Raw genomic sequence first — 19,226 nt, forward strand, 5'->3', positions numbered from 1 at the left:
TATCTTCTAAAAGAAAAGGACTGAGCATCCTCTTATCCCTTCTTAAAGATAAGGCTATTTTCTCCCTTGTCAACCAGTATTGTGCTTCCTTCGGGGAATTTACCTTCGAGAACTTCGCGGGCGAGTTTGTTTTCAAGCTCGGCCTGTATAGCCCTCTTTAGGGGGCGGGCACCGAACATGGGGTCGTAACCTATGTCTGCAAGAAAATCCTTCGCCTTATCCGAAACTTTTAAGCCTAGCCGGCGGGCCTGCAAGCGTTCTGCAACTGACCTTAGCTGAATATCGACGATCTTTCGTATATGTTCTTTTTCAAGCCTGTTAAAGGTTAGGATTTCGTCGATGCGGTTTAAAAATTCGGGCCTAAAATTATCGCGGAGAATTTGGTTAATTTCTTCTTTTATGCTTCCCATATCCTTTGCGGTCAATATATACTCGGAGCCTATGTTGCTGGTCATAATTATAATTGTGTTCTTAAAATCGACTACACGGCCTTGTCCGTCGGTAAGACGCCCGTCATCCAAAATCTGCAAAAAGACGTTAAAGACATCCTGATGCGCTTTTTCGATTTCGTCAAAGAGGATTACGCTGTAGGGCCTCCGTCTTACGGCCTCGGTAAGCTGCCCTCCCTCATCATAACCCACATATCCGGGGGGAGCTCCTATCAGGCGGCTCACGGAATGTTTTTCCATGTACTCGCTCATATCAATTCGGGTAAGGGCCTTTTCGTCATTGAACAAAAAATCGGCTAGGGTTCTGGCCAATTCGGTTTTGCCGACACCGGTGGGGCCTATACATAAAAAACTTCCCAAGGGACGGTTCATATCGGAAAGGCCTGCCTTGTTTCTTCTTATAGCATCCGAAACTACCCTTACGGCTTCATCTTGTCCGACGACGCGGGCTTGTAAAACTTTTTCAAGCTGTAAAAATTTTTGCATCTCGCTTGCAAGCATTTTTGCAACGGGAATACCTGTCCACATTGAAACGATTCGGGCTATGTCTTCTTCGCAAACCTCTTCACGTAAAAGCTGTCCCTGCTGACCGGCTTTTTTTTCAAGCTCGGCAGTAACGGCAGCTATCTTCTTTTCGAGTTCGGGGATTTTTCCGTATTTTAGCTCGGCGGCCTTGTTTAAGTTTCCCTCTCGGCTGTACTTGGTTTCTTCGATACGGAGCTGTTCCAATTCTTCCTTGTATTTGCGGGATTCGTTAATGCGGGCTTTTTCGTTTTGCCACTGGGCCTGCATCGCATTCCGTTTTGAAGAAAGCTCCGCCAACTCTTCTTCAAGTTTTAAAAGCCTTTCCTTTGAGGCCGTATCGTTTTCTTTTCCTATAGAAACCTTTTCGATATTCAACTGAAGAATTTTGCGCTCAACCTGATCAAGCTCTACAGGCTGGCTTTCTATTTCCATTTTAAGACGGCTTGCAGCCTCATCTACAAGGTCAATCGCCTTGTCGGGCAAAAAGCGGTTTGTGATATAACGGTTGGAAAGTACGGCTGCCGCTATGAGAGCCTCATCCCTTATGCGTACCCCGTGATGAACTTCATATTTTTCCTGTAAGCCGCGCAGGATTGCTATTGTGTCTTCAACCGTAGGTTCGGGACAGTAAACCTGCTGGAAGCGGCGTTCAAGGGCTGCATCTTTTTCGATGTATTTTCGGTACTCGTTTAGGGTAGTGGCTCCTATCGCCCTGAGCTCTCCTCGGGCAAGGGCCGGCTTTAATAAGTTTGAAGCATCCATCGAACCTTCACTTGCTCCGGCACCTACAAGGGTGTGAAGCTCGTCGATAAAGAGGATGACTCGGCCTTCGGATTTTTGCACTTCGGAAATTACGGCCTTTAATCTTTCTTCAAATTCGCCGCGGAATTTTGCTCCTGCGACCAAGGCTCCGAGGTCGAGGGATAAAAGTCTTTTTCCCTTTAAGCTGTCGGGCACGTCGCCTGAAACGATACGCCTTGCAAGGCCTTCGACTATGGCTGTTTTTCCGACTCCGGGTTCTCCGATCAAAACGGGATTGTTTTTTGTTCTACGGGAAAGAACCTGCATTACCCGCCTTATTTCTTCATCCCGCCCGATTACGGGATCTATCTTTTCGTTTTTTGCAAGCTGTGTAAGGTCACGGCAAAATTTTTCCAAACTTCTGAATGTAGATTCGGGATTTTCGCTCGTTACCCTGTTGTTTCCGCGGATTTCTTTAAGTGCGGAAAGGAGATTTTTTAGATTGATACCCCGTGAGCGCAAGAGTTCTCCCGTTTCGTCTTTAGATTCGCTTAGGGCAAGCAAAAGATGTTCGGTAGAAACATATTCGTCTTTTAATTTATCTGCATAGCCTTCGGCATTTGCAAAAACCTTTGCAAGTAAGGGCGAAATATAAGTTTGAGCGGACTGTCCCGTAACACGGGGCTTTCTGTCAAGCATTTTATCGAGGTCATCCAAAAGACTTTCGGGACTTACTCCGATTTTTTCTACTAAAGGCGGAACAATTCCGTCCTCTTGTTCTAAAAGAACATACAAAAGATGTTCACTTTCAACCTGACTGTGGTCGTCTCTTTGGGCAAGCGAAGAAGCCTCTTGAACGGCTTCCGATGCCTTAACTGTATACTTATCTATATTCATGTATAAAAAATAATAAAAATTCGGAAAAAAATCAATAATCTAATCTTAAAATATCAGACGAATTTGAAGAAAGCCAACTTGTCATATTTTTAATCATCATATATAATGCCGAAACTGCCTTTTTACATAGGCAAATACATTTTCTAGGAGTTCTTCATGGATAAAAAAAAGAACAAGGAAGTTTCAGGCTTCCTAAAAGGAGTTGAAAGGATCGGAAATAAACTGCCGCATCCTGCTATTATTTTCTTAATTTTAAGTATCATTGTAATCATCGTTTCTGCACTCGCAGAAGCCTACGGTACCCCCGTTACCTACTTTGATGCAAAAAAGGGAAAAGAAGTTACTATCGGAGCTGTATCGCTTTTAAACCTTGACGGTCTTAGGTACATTCTAAACACCGCTACAAAGAATTTTACAGGCTTTGCACCCTTGGGAACGGTTTTGGTTGCTATGCTCGGTGTAGGTGTTGCAGAGTGGACAGGACTTATCAATACCTCTCTTAAAAAACTTCTTTCGGGTGTTCACCCCAGACTTTTAACTGTTGTTGTTGTTTTCGCAGGTATTATGAGCAATATCGCTTCAGACGCAGGATACGTTGTAGTTATTCCCCTTGGAGCCATCGTATTTGCTAATGCAGGCCGCCATCCGATGGCAGGTCTCGCAGCCGCTTTCGCAGGTGTTTCGGGAGGTTTCTCTGCCAACCTCGTGCTCGGTACAATCGATCCGCTTTTGACAGGCATCACTGTTGAAGCCTTACATAATGCAGGAATGGATATAGCTATCGACCCGACATGTAACTGGTTCTTTATGATTGCTTCCACCTTCCTTCTTACGGTTGTAGGTACATTTGTTACGGAAAAAATTGTTGAAAAAAACTTAGGCACATATAACGGCTCATACAAGCCGGATAATATGCCTGTTTCCGATGTTGAAAACAAGGGATTGAAACTTGCAGGTATTTCGGTTTTGATTATGGCCGTTATTTTAATTATCGGCCTTTTCGGTCTTCCCAAGCTCCCCGGTCTTGCAGTTTTAAGAGAAATCGATCCTAAAACAGGGGAATGCTCAATTTCAAACTTTATGCACGGAGGTCTTTTGCCGGTAATTCTTTTAATCTTCTTGATCCCCGGTCTTATCTACGGAAAGAAAACAGGAAAGATTAATTCTTCACATGACCTCGTTAAGGGTATGTCGCATGCCATGAGCTCGATGGGCGGTTATCTCGTATTGAGCTTTTTCGCTGCACAGTTTGTAAACTACTTCGGAAAAACAAACCTCGGAACAATCATTTCGGTAAACGGTGCAAACTTTTTAAAGAGCATCGGCTTTACAGGCTTGCCGCTTATAATCTCCTTCGTTATTATTTCGGCCTTCCTTAACCTCTTCATGGGCTCGGCTTCTGCAAAGTGGGCTATTATGGCTCCTATCTTTGTTCCCATGATGGTAAACCTCGGCCTTTCACCTGCCTTAACACAGGTTGCATACCGAATCGGAGATTCAAGTACAAACCTCATCACTCCCTTGATGAGCTATTTTGCAATGATTGTTGTATTTATGAAAAAATACGATGAAGATTCCGGTCTTGGAACATTGATTTCAACCATGCTGCCCTATTCAATAGCATTCTTGCTTTCATGGATAGGCCTCATGATTATTTGGTACATCTTCGGTCTGCCCCTCGGCCCCGGAGCATTTATCCACATCTAATCGATTTTACGATTATCTAAAAATAACCCCGCCTTGCCGTCTTTTGAACGGCCGTGCGGGGGTTATTTTTAAAAATCCCATGAGTCTTTTGCATTTCCAGTTATCGGTATTTTCTTGCCGAGGAATGTAGGCTTCACATTGAACATTACCAAAAAGCATGTAGATGTTTATGCCTGCAATTCCTATTAAAATTAAAGCAAAAAGAAAAATAATGCATAAGGTTATTTTTTTTATGGGTCCAGTCTATAACGGGAGCTGTACAAGGCGACCCATTGCAGCAAGCACAAGCACCGAATGGATCGAAATTGGCCATCCCCTTTGGGCAAATGAGTGAAACGGAGAAATTTCTTTACAAAAACAGTTGGAGTATGTAACATAATAAAATACTCCTTAGCTATTTATATTTCAATCCTGAATTAGTTAAAGCCCCTTGGAAAATAGAAATACTTTGCCCAGAGAATTCCAAGAGTTCTACAAGGTAATCCAGAGGAGTTATTTAAGTTGGAAATAAGTTCAGTTTAAGAAAGACTCCTTCCAGGAAAAGCATGTATCTTCCTGGTTGATATTCACCCATTGAAAAGATAATCAACAAATCATCTTCATTTAAGTAATAAACCTGTAATCGCTGCTCTTTTGTCACAATATTGGATATGCCATCTGATTCCAGATGCAATTTATTTATTACATCTTGTTTGACCGGACAGTCTATTAATTTATGTGGAGTAATGTCATCCACAATAAATAACACAGATTTTCCCTCTATATTTAATTGAAAATCTTTATCGAATAGTCCATCCTCAATGCCATCGAACAATTTTGTTCTTTTGAATTCTAAAAGTCTCATCTTCGCTCAATTTTTCCACTATTTAATAATCCGTCGATTCCACCCTCAGAAGCAGGAATCTCATATTGTATACCTCCGCAAACCACATGAATAATTGTAACAGTTAAAGTATCTTCATCAACTGCGTAAAAGATTGAATAATTACCTACACTAAAGAATCTTATCCCACGAGATAACCATGGTTCTTTTGGATATCCTATGATACCGAGACGGCATAAAATTCAAGTCTTGCATTGCTTCATAAAGACGGTTAAAAACGGCATCGGCATTAATTTTTGATTTTAAATTATTTAATATGTAAGAATAAATACTGCTTAAATCTTCTTTTGCTTGATCTGAAATAACAACTTGATATTTCATTAAATAAACCTTGACTTTATTTCTTCAAAAGCATCGTTTAAAGGAGTTACATTTCCATTAATCATATCGGTAAAACCTTTATTCATATTGGCTTCAAATTCTTCATCCGATTCTTTTAAAAGAGACATCTTTTCGTGTCCATATTGATACATTAAAAACTGCACATATTTGGAAATATCCTCCAAACAAACATCCGGTAAGGTTTTTATCTGTTCAACAAGAGTTTCATACGACATAGATTCCTCCGTCAATATAAACTAACTATGATTATTTTATCGTAAATATCCGTTTTTTTCAAGTTCATTTTTTAGCTTTATTTTTACGCTTTATTTTTAAAAATCCCATGAGTCTTTTGCATTTCCAGTTATCGGTATTTTCTTGCCGAGGAATGTAGGCTTCACATTGAACATTACCAAAAAGAAGGTTTTTACCCTTGCTAGAGCTTCTCTTATTTCCCAGCTGATACGGGTTTCCCTGCTGTACCTTAAAACCTCAGGAGCTTCATAGGCTATAACATCGAGGCCTAGTTTTCTTCCTATGTAGACGGCTCTTGCGGTATGGAAGGCCTGTGTTACCACAACGGCATCTTCAATACAAAAGATTTCCCGGGCACGGTACATTGTTTCATAGGTAGAAAAACCAGCATGATCCATAAAGATTAGATTCTCATCAGTGCCGTAAACATCCTGCATAAAAATACGCATTCTGTTTACCTCATCATAACCCTTTCTTCCGTGGTCGCCTGAAATCAAAACTCTTTCAGCTTTTTTGTTTTTTAAACAATTTACGGCGGCCTCGATCCTATCCCTCACAACATGTGAAACCGTGTTTTTATATACCTTAGCTCCGGGTACAATCACAACATATTTTTCCGGCAAGGCGGAAATGTTTTTATAAATATAAGGTTTTGAATAGCTAAGCATGTAGATGTTTATACTTACAATTCCTATTAAAATTAAAGCAAAGAGAAAAATAATGCATAAGGCTATTTTTTTTATGGGTTTAGATTTCATGTAACCGTGAGCTCCTACGGCTTATATTATACCATAAAAGGCCGAATATGTGTATGGATGCAGGTTTAAACGACAATTGTTTTATTTACTCCAAATATGTTATAATGGCAAGGAAAAGAAGGCGAATATGGAAAAAATAAAATGTCCGAAGTGTAAGTCCATTATGCAGGAATTTGATATCAAATCAAAAAAAGTCTCAAAATACGAGGATTGTATCAGGCGTTGTATACAGTGTCAAATCGGAGCATCAAATGCTCAGATAAATCCTACCTTTATTTATAAAGATTACAGAAATAATATTCCTAGCAATTTATTAGAACATCTGAATGAGACTCTTGAAAAAACATTAAACACAACCAATAGAGAAAATAAAAAAATTAAACTGGGGTTTTCCACATCCGAGGATGCCGTCAGCTGGATATTCATTAAATATTTTCTTGTAAATGATAAACTTCCTGTCTTGCAAAAAATCTTAAATTTGGAAGATGAAATTTCGGAAATTCTAATGTGGGGAGTTCCTCAAATAAATCGTGATTTGGGATGTACGGAAAATTTAAAACATATCTGTGACAGCCTCGGAGAAGACAAAAAATATTACACAGAACCGGATATTATAATTATCACAAAGTCTGAATCAGTGTTTGTAGAAGTAAAAGTAAAATCCGGAAATGATAAGCAAGCAGCAGACAATAGAAATTATGATAAATACTTATTGGATAAATTTTATACCGATATTGAAGCGGCAAAAAAATCATCATATTATGAATTAATCAGAAATTGGACTATAGGAAATATATTTGCAGAAAATAATTTTAAACTGATAAATCTCGCTCCCCAAAAATTATTTTCTAACGAGAATCAAGATTCCGATTTTAAATTATTTATAAATTCATTGAAAAACAGCCGAAACTTTATTCAATTATCATGGGAGGCGGTATTTAAAAACCTAAAGGAATCAGATATTGAAGAATATTTTTACAATGAACTGGAAAAAAGAATATTTTAATACCGATTTTTAAATTCAGCCTAGCACCATCAATCAATCCCTTCAATTCTTCCCTTGTACAATCCGTAAAAACATGGTACAATGCAAAGCCTTAGCTTAACTGAAAGGTTTTTAATTTTTTGGGAGGATTGTTTTGGCTCAACCGGATTATTTGAACATTCTTAATGAAGAGCAGCTTTCGGCTGTTAAGCATCAGGGTTCTCCTCTTTTGATTCTTGCGGGAGCGGGCTCGGGAAAGACCCGGGTTATTACCACCAAGATTGCATACCTTATTGCCGAACATAATATCGAGCCTGAACGAATCCTCGCCGTAACATTTACAAACAAGGCTGCCAAAGAAATGTCCGAAAGAGCATCTAATCTGGATAAAAGAGCAGAGCGGGCAATGATCCGAACCTTTCACTCCTTCGGAGCGTGGATCTTGCGTATGTATGCGGAATGGGCAGGGCTTTCACATAATTTTACAATCTATGATGATGACGACGCTCTTTCCCTTTTAACCCAAGCCTCTCCCGCCCTTACAAAAAATGCGGCCCGCGGTATCATAAAAAAAATTTCGCGTGCAAAGGATTATTGCCTTCTCCCCGATGATCCGCTTTTGCAGGAAGTTGATCCTAATCCAGAGTTTGCAAAAATCTATGCCGACTATCAAAAGAGACTAAAAGAAACCGGAAACGTAGACTTCGGGGATCTCATCATGATTCCTGTTATGCTCTTAAAAGAAAATCCGCAAATCAGAGCCTCTATTCAAAACCGATTTTCCGTAATAATGGTCGATGAATATCAGGACTCGAACATAGCCCAATTTGAATTCTTAAAAGTCCTCACAGGAGAAAATACCTATATCTGTGTTGTAGGAGATGATGACCAATCTATCTACCGTTTCCGCGGAGCCGAAGTTCAAAACATATTAACCTTTGCCGATACTTTTAAAAACACGAAGATAATAAAGCTCGAAAAAAATTACCGCTCATATTCGGAAATTCTTGCGGTCGCAGATTCCGTCGTAAAAAAGAATACGGGCCGTCTCGGTAAAACCCTTGTTGCCGAAAGAGGAAAGGGACAAAAGCCTCATATTTATTTTTTGCCCAATCAGGAAACCGAGGCAGAACTTTGTGCCCGCCTTATATCGCAAGAGGTCGAAAACGGAGGAGCATATTCCGACTGGGCTGTCTTGTACAGGACTAACGCCCAATCCTTAAATTTTGAAACGGATTTTTTACACAAAAAAATTCCATATCAGGTCATAGGCACCTTAAAATTTTATGAGCGGGAAGAAATAAAGGATGCTCTTGCCGTTCTTGCCCTTATTTCAAACGGAAGGGACGAGGTGGCTTTAAGGCGCATCATAAACAAGCCTGCACGAGGTGTAGGAGAAATTACTCAAAAAAAATTAATTGATCTTTCTCGAGAACTTATGTTCTCTCAAAAAAGCGATGAACTCATGTTGGAGTCCAAGGACGATTACATCTCGGCCATGTCTGTGCTTATGAATTCGGTCTCCCTCACAAAAAAAGCCAAGGATGGCCTAAAGAATTTTTTAAACACCATAAAGGAATTACGCAGTATAATAGAAGCCGGAGACATCTTTTTTAAAAAAGAAGAACCAAAGGGCGAAGGCTTGGCTCCTTTTATCTATGAGGTTTTAAAACAATCGGGCTTTGCCGAATATTACGAATCGGTAGACTCGGCTTCCGGCACCCAAAAGACTGCAAACTTAAACGAGCTTGCAAACACTGCCTCGCTCTACGATTTTTCGGTAAAGGGCTTGAGCGAATTTTTAGAGCACATCGAATTGGATAGAAGCCTTGCCGAGTCCGAAGAAAAAAAAGATTCCGTAAATCTCATAACCATTCATAACACAAAAGGCTTGGAATTTAAAAACGTAATTATCACGGGCCTTGAAACGGGAGTCTTTCCCCGCGACAACGGAAACTTTGATGAGCTTGAAGAAGAAAGAAGACTTATGTATGTAGCCTGCACCCGTGCAAAGGATGCACTCTACATGACAAGCTGCTCCTCGCGCCGCCTATACGGCAGCCTGACATTTACCCAGCCAAGCCGCTTTATCTTTGAAATAGATAAAGACCTAGTAAACATCTCGGAGGCTTCATCTCCTTATTCTACTTTTTCAGGCAGCTTCGGGAAACAAATCCCTGCCGATTTTAGCACAAAAAAAGAAGAACATCCCCTCCTTTCCAAATGGAAGAAGGGAGAAAAAATTTATCACGACGATTACGGCTACGGGGCAATAATTAAGGCCGATATTTCAAGCGGAGAACTTGTAGTAAACATCCAATTTGAAACCGGCCTTGTAAAACGCTTTATGCCCGAATATCAGGCAAACGATATGACAATAATAAAAGATTAAGAATCCTTTTCAATCATATCAGACATATCGGCAACACAATAGGTACAGACCAAGTCTCCCGCAACGTTGTTCATCGTTTCAAACATATCGAGGATTGGATTGATACCGAGGGCGAGTCCGACTATAATAGCAATCTGGCCCGGATCCAAATTCATATTCTGCAAAATAATGAATAAGAGCATTAAGCTGCCGCCCGGAACACCGCCTGCACCTACCGAGGCAAGGACTGTCGTAATTACCAAAACCAAAAGGGCTGTAAAACCGATATCCGCCCCGAACATATTGGCAGCCAAAACAGCAAACATAGGTAAGTGAACACATACCCCGTCCATATTTACGGTCGAGCCTAGGGGAAGGGCGAATGATGAAAGGTTATCGCTTATGTGCAAGTTTTCTTTTGCCGTTCTCAAAGATACGGGAAGAGAAGCGGCAGAGCTTCGGGTAACAAAGGCAGTAAGCATGGGTTCGCGTATCTGCATCATAATCTTAATCGGGTTCTTGCGTGTCGAAACGGCAATCATTATGGGATAAACAATGAAGACCATTGCAATAATACCGAGAACAACACCCAATGTAAGCATTATATATGGGCCGAAAAGTTTTGAACCGTATTGTGCAAAGTTTACAGAAGTTAAACAAAACACACCTATGGGCGAATAAGCCAATATCCAGTCAACCATCTTAAATACGGTTTCCTTACAAGTTTCAACGATATTTAAAAATAACTTTGCACCTTCCTGTAATTTTGCATCATTTTTCTCGGAAATTATTTTTAAAGCAATACCGAATGCAATAGCAAAAACAATGATAGCCAAGAAGTTTCCTTGAGCAAGGGCTTTAAAGGGATTTTGGAACATATCTAAAAATACATCTGCAAGAGAGCCTGCAGAAGCCGGAGCAATCTCGGCTGAACCCATACTCATTAGGCTCGCCCATTCTGAGTGTGAAGTTCCCGATCCCGGATTAAAGGCAAGGGCAAGAAAAGATCCTACAATCGCTGCAAACAATGAGGTAACAAAATACCAGACTACAACCTTAACTCCTATCTTACCGAATTCCTTTGTCGGCAAAGAAGCAGCACCGGAAATAAGAGACAAAAAGATAACCGGAATAACGATCATCTTTAACATAGATACAAGGATATTTCCAAAAGGCGATACCCAAGTTACATAACCGCCGACATCTACACCTGTTTGCCAAAGGACGATACCGACAACCAAACCAATGATGAATGCTATAAAAATCATCCATACAAGCTTTTTATTCATTAGCTTCCTCCTATTTTTAAGACCAAGAAAACCTTAGTCAAAGCTATTATAATCTTACCATTGAATAACCGAATTTTCAAGTTTTTATTTACTTTTTTCCATATTTATGTTACAGTACCGGACATATAAGTATTCGTTGGAGGATTTTATGGATTTTAAACGAAATATAGAAAAGTATGTTGAACTTATTTTAAAAGTCGGCCTTAATATACAAAAGGGCGACGGAATATTTGTACTTGTAAACGAACACTCAATCGGCATGGTTCGTGAAGTTACAAAACAGGCTTATAAGATGGGAGCTAAGGATGTTGTCTATGATTTTTCGGATGATGAGATGACTCTTGCCCGCTATGCCTATGGAGACGAAAGCATCTTTAAGGAAATGCCTAAATTTAAAATCGACTACATGGAAGCGGCTTATAAAAATAACTATCATCGCCTTGCAATAGTAGCCGACAATCCGGAACTCTTAAAAAATGCAGATGCAAAAAAAGTTTCGGAATGGAACAAAACCAGAGCCATAGCTTCAAAGCCCATAATGAAATACACTATGGAAAACCATGTAAAATGGTGCGTTGCGGCCCACCCTACTCCGGCTTGGGCAAAATCGGTCTTTCCGGAATTACCTGAAGAGCAAGCCCTTACAAAACTTTGGGAAAAGGTCTTCGATGCAACAAGGGTCAGCATGGACGACCCTGTCGCCGCATGGAAAGAACACGATGCAGCCTTAAAAAAGCATCAAAACTTTTTAAACGAAATGGCCTTTGAAAAGCTCTTATACAAGGGCCCGGGAACAGACTTGGAAGTATATCTTACCGAAGGGCACCGCTGGGTAGGCGGCTCAGGCAAGAGCACCCGAGGAGATGTCTTTATGGCCAATATCCCAACCGAAGAAGTATTTTCGATGCCCCATGCCTTTAAGGTAAACGGAACATTAAAAGCCACAAAACCCTTGGCTGCCAGAGGAAGAATTATCAACGATTTCCATTTTACCTTTAAGGATGGAAAGGTTATAGACTTCGATGCCAAAGAAGGAAAGGATGTGCTTCAATCCCTATTAGATTCCGATGAAGGAGCCCGCCGATTGGGCGAGGTAGCTCTGGTCGCAGATGACTCTCCCATCAGCAATACCGGAGTCCTTTTTAAAAACACCCTTTTCGACGAAAATGCCTCCTGTCATTTTGCCATAGGAAATGCCTACAGCGAAAACATAAAAGGCGGAGCAGAATTTTCCGATGAAGACAAGAAAAAAATTGGAATGAACAATTCGATCATTCACGTCGACTTCATGGTAGGCGGCCCCGAACTTTCCGTTATAGGCGTAAAAAAAGACGGAACCCAAGTTCAAATCCTAAAAAACGGAAACTGGGCAATATAAGAATTGACCTTAAACTTTGTAACAAGCCGGGGAGGCTGTCCTCCCCTATTTAATTGATCTTTTCAATTTCCTCACGGCTTAAGCCTGTTGTCTTTACAATATTTTCTATAAGATGAAAATCGGACTCAGGATGTACATTCCCCAACCGGCACGGATGCCGGTGTTTCCAGCCTTGAGAGTTTTAGACGCAAGTCTAAAACTCTAAGATGAAAAATGTACATGGAAGTACATTTTTCATCGGCACTTGCATTTTTCTCCTCTTTTCTATAGAATATTTTCCGTCAATTTTGATAGATTCATCAATTTTCTTGGAGTAAAATATGGCTTATCCTTTTAGCACGATAGAACCCAAATGGCAAAAATATTGGGAAGAAAACAAAACCTTTAAAACAGTTGAAGACAAAAATTATCCTAAGGATAAGAGACTCTATATTTTGGATATGTTTCCCTATCCTTCGGGAGACGGGCTCCATGTAGGGCACCCTGAAGGCTATACAGCAACGGATATTTACAGCCGGTTTTTACGCATGAGCGGATACAATGTACTCCACCCGATGGGCTTTGATTCCTTCGGACTGCCTGCAGAAAACTATGCAATAAAGACAGGAATTCATCCTCTTATCACTACCCGAAAAAATATGGAAACATTTAGAAAGCAGATAAAGTCCATCGGCTTAAGCTATGACTGGGATAGGGAAATCTCTACAAGCGAAGAATCCTATTATAAATGGACCCAGTGGATTTTCCTCCAATTATTTAAAAAGGGATTGGCCTACGAAAAAGAAGCCCCCATCAACTGGTGCCCTTCCTGCTTAACAGGCCTTGCCAATGAAGAAGTAAAGGACGGAAAATGCGAAAGATGCGGAGCTCAAATTCAACGCAAAAACTTGAGACAGTGGATTTTAAAGATAACCGAATATGCCGAACGTCTCTTGGAAGATTTAGACGAGCTTGACTGGCCCGAATCCATCAAAATTATGCAAAAAAATTGGATAGGCAAAAGCACCGGGGCTGAGGTTGACTTTGCCCTAGTCGATAAGGACGGAAAAGAAACGGGGCAAAAAATCAAGGTTTATACAACCCGCCCCGACACGATCTTCGGAGCTACCTACATGGTCTTGGCCCCGGAACACGAACTCGTAAAAAGCATAACTACAAGTAACCAAGAAAAAGCCGTTGCCGCTTATATCGAAGAGGCCGCAAAAAAAAGCGACCTCGAAAGAACAGACCTTGCAAAAAACAAGACAGGCGTTTTTACGGGAGCCTATGCAATCAATCCATTGACGGAACAAAAAATCCCCGTCTGGATTTCGGACTATATTTTAATCTCCTACGGCACGGGAGCAATTATGGCAGTACCCGCCCATGACGAAAGAGACTTTGAGTTTGCTGCCCAATTCAATCTGCCTAAAATCAAGGTTGTAGCCGGTGCGGAAGAATGGGAAAGCGGAAAAAGAGACTTTTCTGAGGAGCCTAAAGCTTGTACAACCGAGGACGGCTATTCGGTAAACTCAAAACAATTTGACGGCCTAAAAACGGAAGAAGCAAAAACAAAGATCACGGAACATCTTGAAAACTTAGGCATTGCAAAAAGAGCCGTAAACTACAAGCTCCGTGACTGGATTTTCAGCCGTCAGCGCTATTGGGGTGAGCCCATACCATTGGTACACTGCCCCTCTTGCGGCATAGTTCCCCTGAACGAACATGACCTCCCCCTAACCCTTCCCCAAGTAGAAAGCTATGCTCCAACAGGTACCGGAGAAAGCCCCTTGGCGGCTATTGACTCTTGGGTAAATACAAAATGCCCAAAATGCGGAAAGGAAGCAAAACGGGAAACCAATACAATGCCTCAGTGGGCAGGTTCTTGCTGGTACTATCTCCGCTTTATAGACCCTCATAACAACGAAGCCTTTGCCGACAAAGAAAAATGCGATTACTGGATGCCTGTCGATCTCTATGTTGGAGGAACCGAACATGCAGTTCTCCATCTATTATATGCAAGGTTTTGGCACAAGGTCTTGTATGATCTGGGTCTGGTCTCTACAAAAGAGCCCTTTACACGGCTTATAAATCAGGGAATGATAACCTCCTTTGCCTACATGAGAAAAAACAAAAGCCTTGTTCCTGTCGATAAGGTTAAAAAAATATCTGAAACCGAATTTGAAGACATCGAAACCGGAGAAAAACTTGAACAGGTAATAGCCAAGATGTCCAAGAGCTTAAAGAATGTTATCAATCCTGACGACATCATAAAGGAATATGGGGCAGACACTCTGCGCCTCTACGAAATGTTCTTAGGCCCCTTAGAGGTTTCAAAACCTTGGAACACAAGCGGCATCATGGGCGTATTTAGATTTTTGGAAAAAATCTGGAATCTGTCCGACAGGGAAATATATAAAACTCCCGTCAACGATACCTCGACCCCTGAAACCAAGACCTTGACAGTTCTTTTAAATAAGACCATAAAAAAGGTAACCGAGGACACAGCCTCTCTTAACTTTAACACTGCTATAAGCCAGATGATGATTTTTATAAACGAGGTTTCAAAGCACAAAAAAATACCCCACTATGTTTGGTATAATTTTGTAAAACTTTTAAACCCCTACGCTCCTCACTTGGCTGAAGAGCTTTGGCAAAAGATGGGTAATGATGAATCGATAGCCTATTCTCACTGGCCGATGTTCGTCGAAAAATTCTGCGTTGACCAAACCTGCACTGTGGTAGTACAGGTAAACGGAAAACTCCGAGGTAAGTTTGAGGCAGAAGCAGGAACCTCTAAAGAGGAACTGGAGCGCCTTGCTCTATCGAATGAGGGAGCCATCCGCAACATTGAAGGCAAGGAAATTAAAAAGATAATTACAGTGCCCGATAAGCTCGTAAATATTGTAGTACAATAGGGCATCCCTACTTAACAAGGCTTATTCTTTTTCGACATAGAGACCGGCTTTTTTTAAGGCGTCATTTACCGCCTCTAAAAAAGCCTTACTCGTTAAGGTAGCACCGGCCACAAGGTCCACATCTGTAGAGTCCTTCTCGATAACCCGCTTAGGCAGGTATTCAAAAACGGTATCGCTGTAGCCGGGCGTATCGGCATACTCTAAGATATCTATATTTTTAATTTCGCTTTTTTCTATCACAACCCTTACGCTTATATTTCCCATCAAGCTTTCGGCCTTTCCTTCAAAAATACCCGAAACAATCTTTTCATCATTTTTTACATTACAAGAAAATAAAAAAATACTCAAAGCAAAAACTATAATGGTAAAACAAATCTTCTTCATATTAAAAAACTTACCTTCCTAAAAAATATCCTATGTCTCCCCAGAGGGCGAATATAAAAACTATGCCGATAAAGGCTATGCCGATAAACTGAACATAGTACAGCACTTTCGGATGGATTTGCCTTCTAAATATAAATTCTATAAAGGCAAAAAGAATTAAGCCTCCGTCCAAAATCGGAATCGGCAATAAATTCATTATAAAAAGAGAAATAGAAATTATGCTTACAAAGTTTAAGATATCCGAAAGCCCGATTAAAAAGCCGGCCTTAAAACCTTGGGCGGCAACATCACCCAACATGTGGGTAATGCGTACGGGACCTGAAACGGCTTGCCTAAAGTCAACTCCCTTAAACAAAAGGCCTAAACTTTTAAATGTCAAAATAAAGGCCTTGTGAGTTAAAACAAAGCCGTTCACTATGCTTTTAAAAATGCCTGTTCCTGGAATCTCTACCTTGATGTTTTTAATATTTAGCCCAAGGTCTATTCCGTTTTCGGTTCTGATAAGGTTTACGGTTTTTGTAATCTTGTTTCCGTCCCTTAAAATGCCTAATTCGGCAGTCTTGCCGCTTATACCGTCTAGGGCACGGTTTAAGTCTACCGTATTGGCAACTTCAATTCCGTTCACTTCCGTAATAAGGTCGCCTTTTTTAAGACCTGCAAGTTCGGCAGATGAAGAAGGCTTTACACCGTCAATTTCAAGGGGAATAAAAGAATAAAAGCCTATTATACCTGCACCTGTTTTTGGATCGAGTTTTGGCCTAAGTTTTTTTGTGAGGATTTGCCCTTCTCTTTCTATTTCCAGCGTAACCTCTTCCTTTGCTTCAGGCACAATGAGGCGCACGATATCGGCAAAGGTTTCGGTCTTTTCGCTGTTAATGCTTAAAATTACATCCCCCATCCTTAAATCCGCCTCGCGGGCGGGAGAATCGTCGGCTTCGTTATAATAGTAAACGGGAGCTATCTTATTCGAGCTTGTGTAATAGCTTGAACCTATAGCACTTACAATAGCCAGAGCAAGAACCGCACTTATATAGTTTGCAAAGGGACCGGCAAAGGCAATTATAATCCGCTTAAAAGGATGCACCCCGTAAAGCTCTCCTTCTTTTTTCGGGATTGCAGGGAGATTTTCTTCGATTGCCTGCTGAAAGGCTTTTTCTCCCTTCATGCCGCAATAACCGCCCATGGGAATTGCAGAGATTCTATATTCCGTATCTCCCTTCTTTTTTTTAAAAAGAACAGGACCCCAGCCTATCGAAAAACTTTCGACCACAACACCGCAGAGTTTTGCGGCAATAAAATGTCCAAGCTCATGGATAAAGACCATGATACTCAATATAATCAAACCTATTAAAATCTTAACCATAAATTATTCCATTTTATTTTTATTGCAAGCCGTTTACTCTGTCAAGTATCCTTGCCAAAGCGATCGCTCTTGCTCTGTTTTCATAGTCATAAACTTCTTCATAAGAAGAAGGTTTCATAGTCCAATCCGAATTTAAAACTTCTTGCGTAATATCGGCTAAATCCGTAAAGCCTATTTTTCCTTTGATAAAGGCATCAACGGCTTCTTCATTTGCAACATTAAAGGCTATGGGATAGGCGCCACCTTTTCCAGCCGCCTCAAAGCCCAAAGCCAGCATGGGAAAATCATCTGTTCTGGGAGGCATAAATTCCAACTTTATAATTTGAGAAAAATCCAAGGGCTTTAAAAAGCTTTCAGGCATCTTCGGAAAACTTAAAGCATTTAAAATAGGATTTTTCATATCGGGAGGAGAGGCTTGAGCAAATATCTCTCCGTTTTTACACTGTACCATCGAATGGATTATACTTTGAGGATGGACCGTAACTTCGATTTTTTCGGGCGGAAAAGAAAAGAGCTTTACGGCCTCAATCACTTCCAAGGCCTTATTTGCAAGAGAAGCCGAATCTATCGAAATCTTTCCGCCCATCTTCCATGTCGGATGCTTTAAGGCATCTTCAAGCTTAATTGTGCTAAGCTTTTCTCTCGGCGTATTTAAAAAGGGGCCTCCTGAGGCGGTAATTATAATCTTTTCGATATTTCCTTTTTTGTGGGCATTTATAAGCTGAAAAATTGCAGCGTGTTCCGAATCGACGGGAATTATTGTACTGCCCGACTTTTCGGCATCTTGAAAAATCAGCTCCCCTGCTTCCACTATAGTTTCTTTATTTGCAAGAGCCAAATCCAAGCCGCTTTTTATAACTTCTACCGAGGCCTTTAAGCCTGCCGAACCCGCTATACCGTTTATAACAATGTCGGCCTTTGATTTTTCAATCAGTCGTCTAACAGCTTCCTCATCTATCTCGTGTTTTAAATTAGAATTCTTTTTTTTTGTAGAAACAAATTGTGCATCAGTAAATTCGGCTAGAAGAGTTTTTGCAAAGCCCGAATTCGAATGAACCGAAAAACCTGCAAGTTCAAACCTATCGGGAAACCTTCTTATTATTTCCAGACTGTTTTTTCCGATTGAGCCTCCGGCACCGAGAACGACAACCCTTTTTCTTCCCATTAAAAGCCGCCTAATAAGAACATACAAAGGGTATAGAATACGGGAGCTGCTATAAGCAGGGAATCAATACTGTCAAGAATTCCGCCGCGTCCTAAAATTACCTTCCCCGAATCCTTTACGTCTGCAGAACGCTTCAAGATAGATTCTATTATATCTCCGATTATGGCAAAGAGGGCCGTAAAAAGAGCTATTATTATAAGCTCTCTTAATTTTCCGTTAAATTGTTTATTAAAAAAATAAAATGAAGCAACGGCGGCTGTGATGGAACCTATGAAGCCGCCTATAAAACCTACAATACTTTTTTTGGGGCTTGCCTTAATAAAACCTCTGTTGTTTTTTCCGAGCAGCATACCGAAAAGCCATGCAAAGGAATCACAGCCGAATGTCATAAGGAAAAACATGATGATAAGGGCGCCTGCATTTGGAAGGCTCGCAATTGCAGATAAAAAAACCGTCAACCCCCAAGGATAAATCAGCATAAACACTCCGGTTGTGAGACGGGCAATGCTGTTGGTAAAATTTCCCGAGAATGAAAATATAACTTCCATAAACATCATTCCGACTGTTACACAGCCGAACACAATGAAGATATATTGAAATGGTACGGCATGTAAGCCTATCAGATATGATGACAGAACTAAAATCGTACCGAAACAAGCAAGTATCTTTTTAGGATAGGCAGGAGACCTTTGGGACAAAATATTATAGATCTCATAATTTGCAATAAGGGCTGCAATAAACAATTCGATATGATAAACCAAGAAATTATAATGAGGCAAAAAATAAATTGAAGCTAAAACTAAAGGTGCTCCTACAAAAAATATGATAAGCCTTTCAATAAGTTTTTTTATTTTCATT

At 40.6% G+C, this 19,226-nt stretch carries 15 protein-coding genes and 1 pseudogene; 5 read left to right on the forward strand and 11 right to left on the reverse strand.

The window, feature by feature from the left end; all coding sequences use genetic code 11:
* Positions 1-32: 32 nt before the first annotated feature.
* Positions 33-2,612 carry an ATP-dependent chaperone ClpB gene (gene clpB / locus TDE_RS10990; protein WP_002680241.1) on the reverse strand — a complete coding sequence of 860 codons (2,580 nt, stop codon included), beginning with the start codon at positions 2,610-2,612 and terminating at the stop codon, positions 33-35.
* Positions 2,613-2,768: 156 nt separating this feature from the next.
* Here clpB and TDE_RS10995 point away from each other — a divergent pair, with 156 nt between their 5' ends.
* The gene (locus tag TDE_RS10995; RefSeq protein ID WP_010957212.1) at positions 2,769-4,319 is read left to right on the forward strand and encodes an AbgT family transporter; all 1,551 of its coding nucleotides are present in this window, start codon (positions 2,769-2,771) and stop codon (positions 4,317-4,319) included.
* A 68-nt stretch (positions 4,320-4,387) separates the two neighbouring features.
* Here the strand turns inward: TDE_RS10995 and TDE_RS13435 are convergent.
* From TDE_RS13435 to TDE_RS11020, 5 genes and pseudogenes are all read right to left on the reverse strand, one after another.
* A pseudogene (locus TDE_RS13435) lies at positions 4,388-4,480 on the reverse strand (SanA/YdcF family protein); the annotation flags it as partial.
* A gap of 335 nt (positions 4,481-4,815) precedes the next feature.
* A complete protein-coding gene (locus TDE_RS11005) occupies positions 4,816-5,163 on the reverse strand; it encodes a hypothetical protein (protein ID WP_002674291.1) in 348 nt (115 codons plus the stop codon).
* Between the two features lie 150 nt (positions 5,164-5,313).
* Positions 5,314-5,523 carry a type II toxin-antitoxin system RelE/ParE family toxin gene (locus TDE_RS13315; RefSeq protein WP_002680245.1) on the reverse strand — a complete coding sequence of 70 codons (210 nt, stop codon included), beginning with the start codon at positions 5,521-5,523 and terminating at the stop codon, positions 5,314-5,316.
* Positions 5,523-5,759, reverse strand: a complete 237-nt coding sequence (locus TDE_RS11015) for a hypothetical protein (protein WP_002680247.1) — start codon at positions 5,757-5,759, stop codon at positions 5,523-5,525. Before TDE_RS11015 ends, TDE_RS13315 begins: the two co-directional genes overlap by 1 nt.
* Positions 5,760-5,855: 96 nt before the next feature.
* Positions 5,856-6,536, reverse strand: coding sequence for a SanA/YdcF family protein (locus TDE_RS11020; RefSeq protein ID WP_002680249.1), 681 nt, complete (start codon positions 6,534-6,536; stop codon positions 5,856-5,858).
* A gap of 127 nt (positions 6,537-6,663) precedes the next feature.
* On the opposite strand from TDE_RS11020, the gene TDE_RS11025 reads away from it, so the two are divergent.
* The gene (locus TDE_RS11025; protein WP_002680251.1) at positions 6,664-7,542 is read left to right on the forward strand and encodes a hypothetical protein; all 879 of its coding nucleotides are present in this window, start codon (positions 6,664-6,666) and stop codon (positions 7,540-7,542) included.
* Positions 7,543-7,675: 133 nt separating this feature from the next.
* Positions 7,676-9,913 (forward strand): ATP-dependent helicase, encoded by a 2,238-nt coding sequence (locus TDE_RS11030; RefSeq protein WP_002680253.1) that lies wholly within the window; start codon positions 7,676-7,678, stop codon positions 9,911-9,913.
* On the opposite strand, the gene TDE_RS11035 is transcribed toward TDE_RS11030, so the two are convergent.
* Positions 9,910-11,181 carry a dicarboxylate/amino acid:cation symporter gene (locus TDE_RS11035; RefSeq protein ID WP_002683949.1) on the reverse strand — a complete coding sequence of 424 codons (1,272 nt, stop codon included), beginning with the start codon at positions 11,179-11,181 and terminating at the stop codon, positions 9,910-9,912. The genes TDE_RS11030 and TDE_RS11035 overlap by 4 nt on opposite strands.
* Before the next feature lie 148 nt (positions 11,182-11,329).
* Here TDE_RS11035 and TDE_RS11040 point away from each other — a divergent pair, with 148 nt between their 5' ends.
* Complete coding sequence (locus TDE_RS11040) at positions 11,330-12,559, forward strand: aminopeptidase (RefSeq protein WP_002683951.1); 1,230 nt, start codon at positions 11,330-11,332, stop codon at positions 12,557-12,559.
* A 320-nt stretch (positions 12,560-12,879) separates the two neighbouring features.
* Entirely contained in the window at positions 12,880-15,456 is a 2,577-nt protein-coding gene (gene leuS / locus TDE_RS11045) for a leucine--tRNA ligase (RefSeq protein ID WP_002680258.1), read from the forward strand.
* Positions 15,457-15,477: 21 nt separating this feature from the next.
* Here the strand turns inward: leuS and TDE_RS11050 are convergent, their stop codons facing one another.
* Genes TDE_RS11050 through TDE_RS11065 form a run of 4 tightly spaced genes read right to left on the reverse strand, consistent with a single transcriptional unit; the run spans position 15,478 to position 19,225 of the window.
* Positions 15,478-15,840 (reverse strand): FMN-binding protein, encoded by a 363-nt coding sequence (locus TDE_RS11050; RefSeq protein ID WP_002667749.1) that lies wholly within the window; start codon positions 15,838-15,840, stop codon positions 15,478-15,480.
* A 10-nt stretch (positions 15,841-15,850) separates the two neighbouring features.
* The gene (rseP, locus tag TDE_RS11055; RefSeq protein WP_002680259.1) at positions 15,851-17,203 is read right to left on the reverse strand and encodes an RIP metalloprotease RseP; all 1,353 of its coding nucleotides are present in this window, start codon (positions 17,201-17,203) and stop codon (positions 15,851-15,853) included.
* Positions 17,204-17,222: 19 nt separating this feature from the next.
* Positions 17,223-18,368, reverse strand: a complete 1,146-nt coding sequence (gene dxr, locus TDE_RS11060; protein WP_002680260.1) for a 1-deoxy-D-xylulose-5-phosphate reductoisomerase — start codon at positions 18,366-18,368, stop codon at positions 17,223-17,225.
* Entirely contained in the window at positions 18,368-19,225 is an 858-nt protein-coding gene (locus tag TDE_RS11065; RefSeq protein ID WP_002667742.1) for a phosphatidate cytidylyltransferase, read from the reverse strand. The genes dxr and TDE_RS11065 overlap by 1 nt, the downstream gene beginning before the upstream one ends.
* Between the last annotated feature and the right edge of the window lies 1 nt (position 19,226).

The organism is Treponema denticola ATCC 35405 (genome assembly GCF_000008185.1).
GTDB classification, from domain to species: domain Bacteria; phylum Spirochaetota; class Spirochaetia; order Treponematales; family Treponemataceae; genus Treponema_B; species Treponema_B denticola.

Coding starts and splice junctions, on each gene's coding strand:
- clpB (WP_002680241.1), bottom strand. CDS start 2,612: ATGAATATAGATAAGTATACAGTTAAGGCATCGGAAGCCGTTCAAGAG.
- TDE_RS10995 (WP_010957212.1), top strand. CDS start 2,769: ATGGATAAAAAAAAGAACAAGGAAGTTTCAGGCTTCCTAAAAGGAGTT.
- TDE_RS11005 (WP_002674291.1), bottom strand. CDS start 5,163: ATGAGACTTTTAGAATTCAAAAGAACAAAATTGTTCGATGGCATTGAG.
- TDE_RS13315 (WP_002680245.1), bottom strand. CDS start 5,523: ATGAAATATCAAGTTGTTATTTCAGATCAAGCAAAAGAAGATTTAAGC.
- TDE_RS11015 (WP_002680247.1), bottom strand. CDS start 5,759: ATGTCGTATGAAACTCTTGTTGAACAGATAAAAACCTTACCGGATGTT.
- TDE_RS11020 (WP_002680249.1), bottom strand. CDS start 6,536: ATGAAATCTAAACCCATAAAAAAAATAGCCTTATGCATTATTTTTCTC.
- TDE_RS11025 (WP_002680251.1), top strand. CDS start 6,664: ATGGAAAAAATAAAATGTCCGAAGTGTAAGTCCATTATGCAGGAATTT.
- TDE_RS11035 (WP_002683949.1), bottom strand. CDS start 11,181: ATGAATAAAAAGCTTGTATGGATGATTTTTATAGCATTCATCATTGGT.
- TDE_RS11040 (WP_002683951.1), top strand. CDS start 11,330: ATGGATTTTAAACGAAATATAGAAAAGTATGTTGAACTTATTTTAAAA.
- leuS (WP_002680258.1), top strand. CDS start 12,880: ATGGCTTATCCTTTTAGCACGATAGAACCCAAATGGCAAAAATATTGG.
- TDE_RS11050 (WP_002667749.1), bottom strand. CDS start 15,840: ATGAAGAAGATTTGTTTTACCATTATAGTTTTTGCTTTGAGTATTTTT.
- rseP (WP_002680259.1), bottom strand. CDS start 17,203: ATGGTTAAGATTTTAATAGGTTTGATTATATTGAGTATCATGGTCTTT.
- dxr (WP_002680260.1), bottom strand. CDS start 18,368: ATGGGAAGAAAAAGGGTTGTCGTTCTCGGTGCCGGAGGCTCAATCGGA.
- TDE_RS11065 (WP_002667742.1), bottom strand. CDS start 19,225: ATGAAAATAAAAAAACTTATTGAAAGGCTTATCATATTTTTTGTAGGA.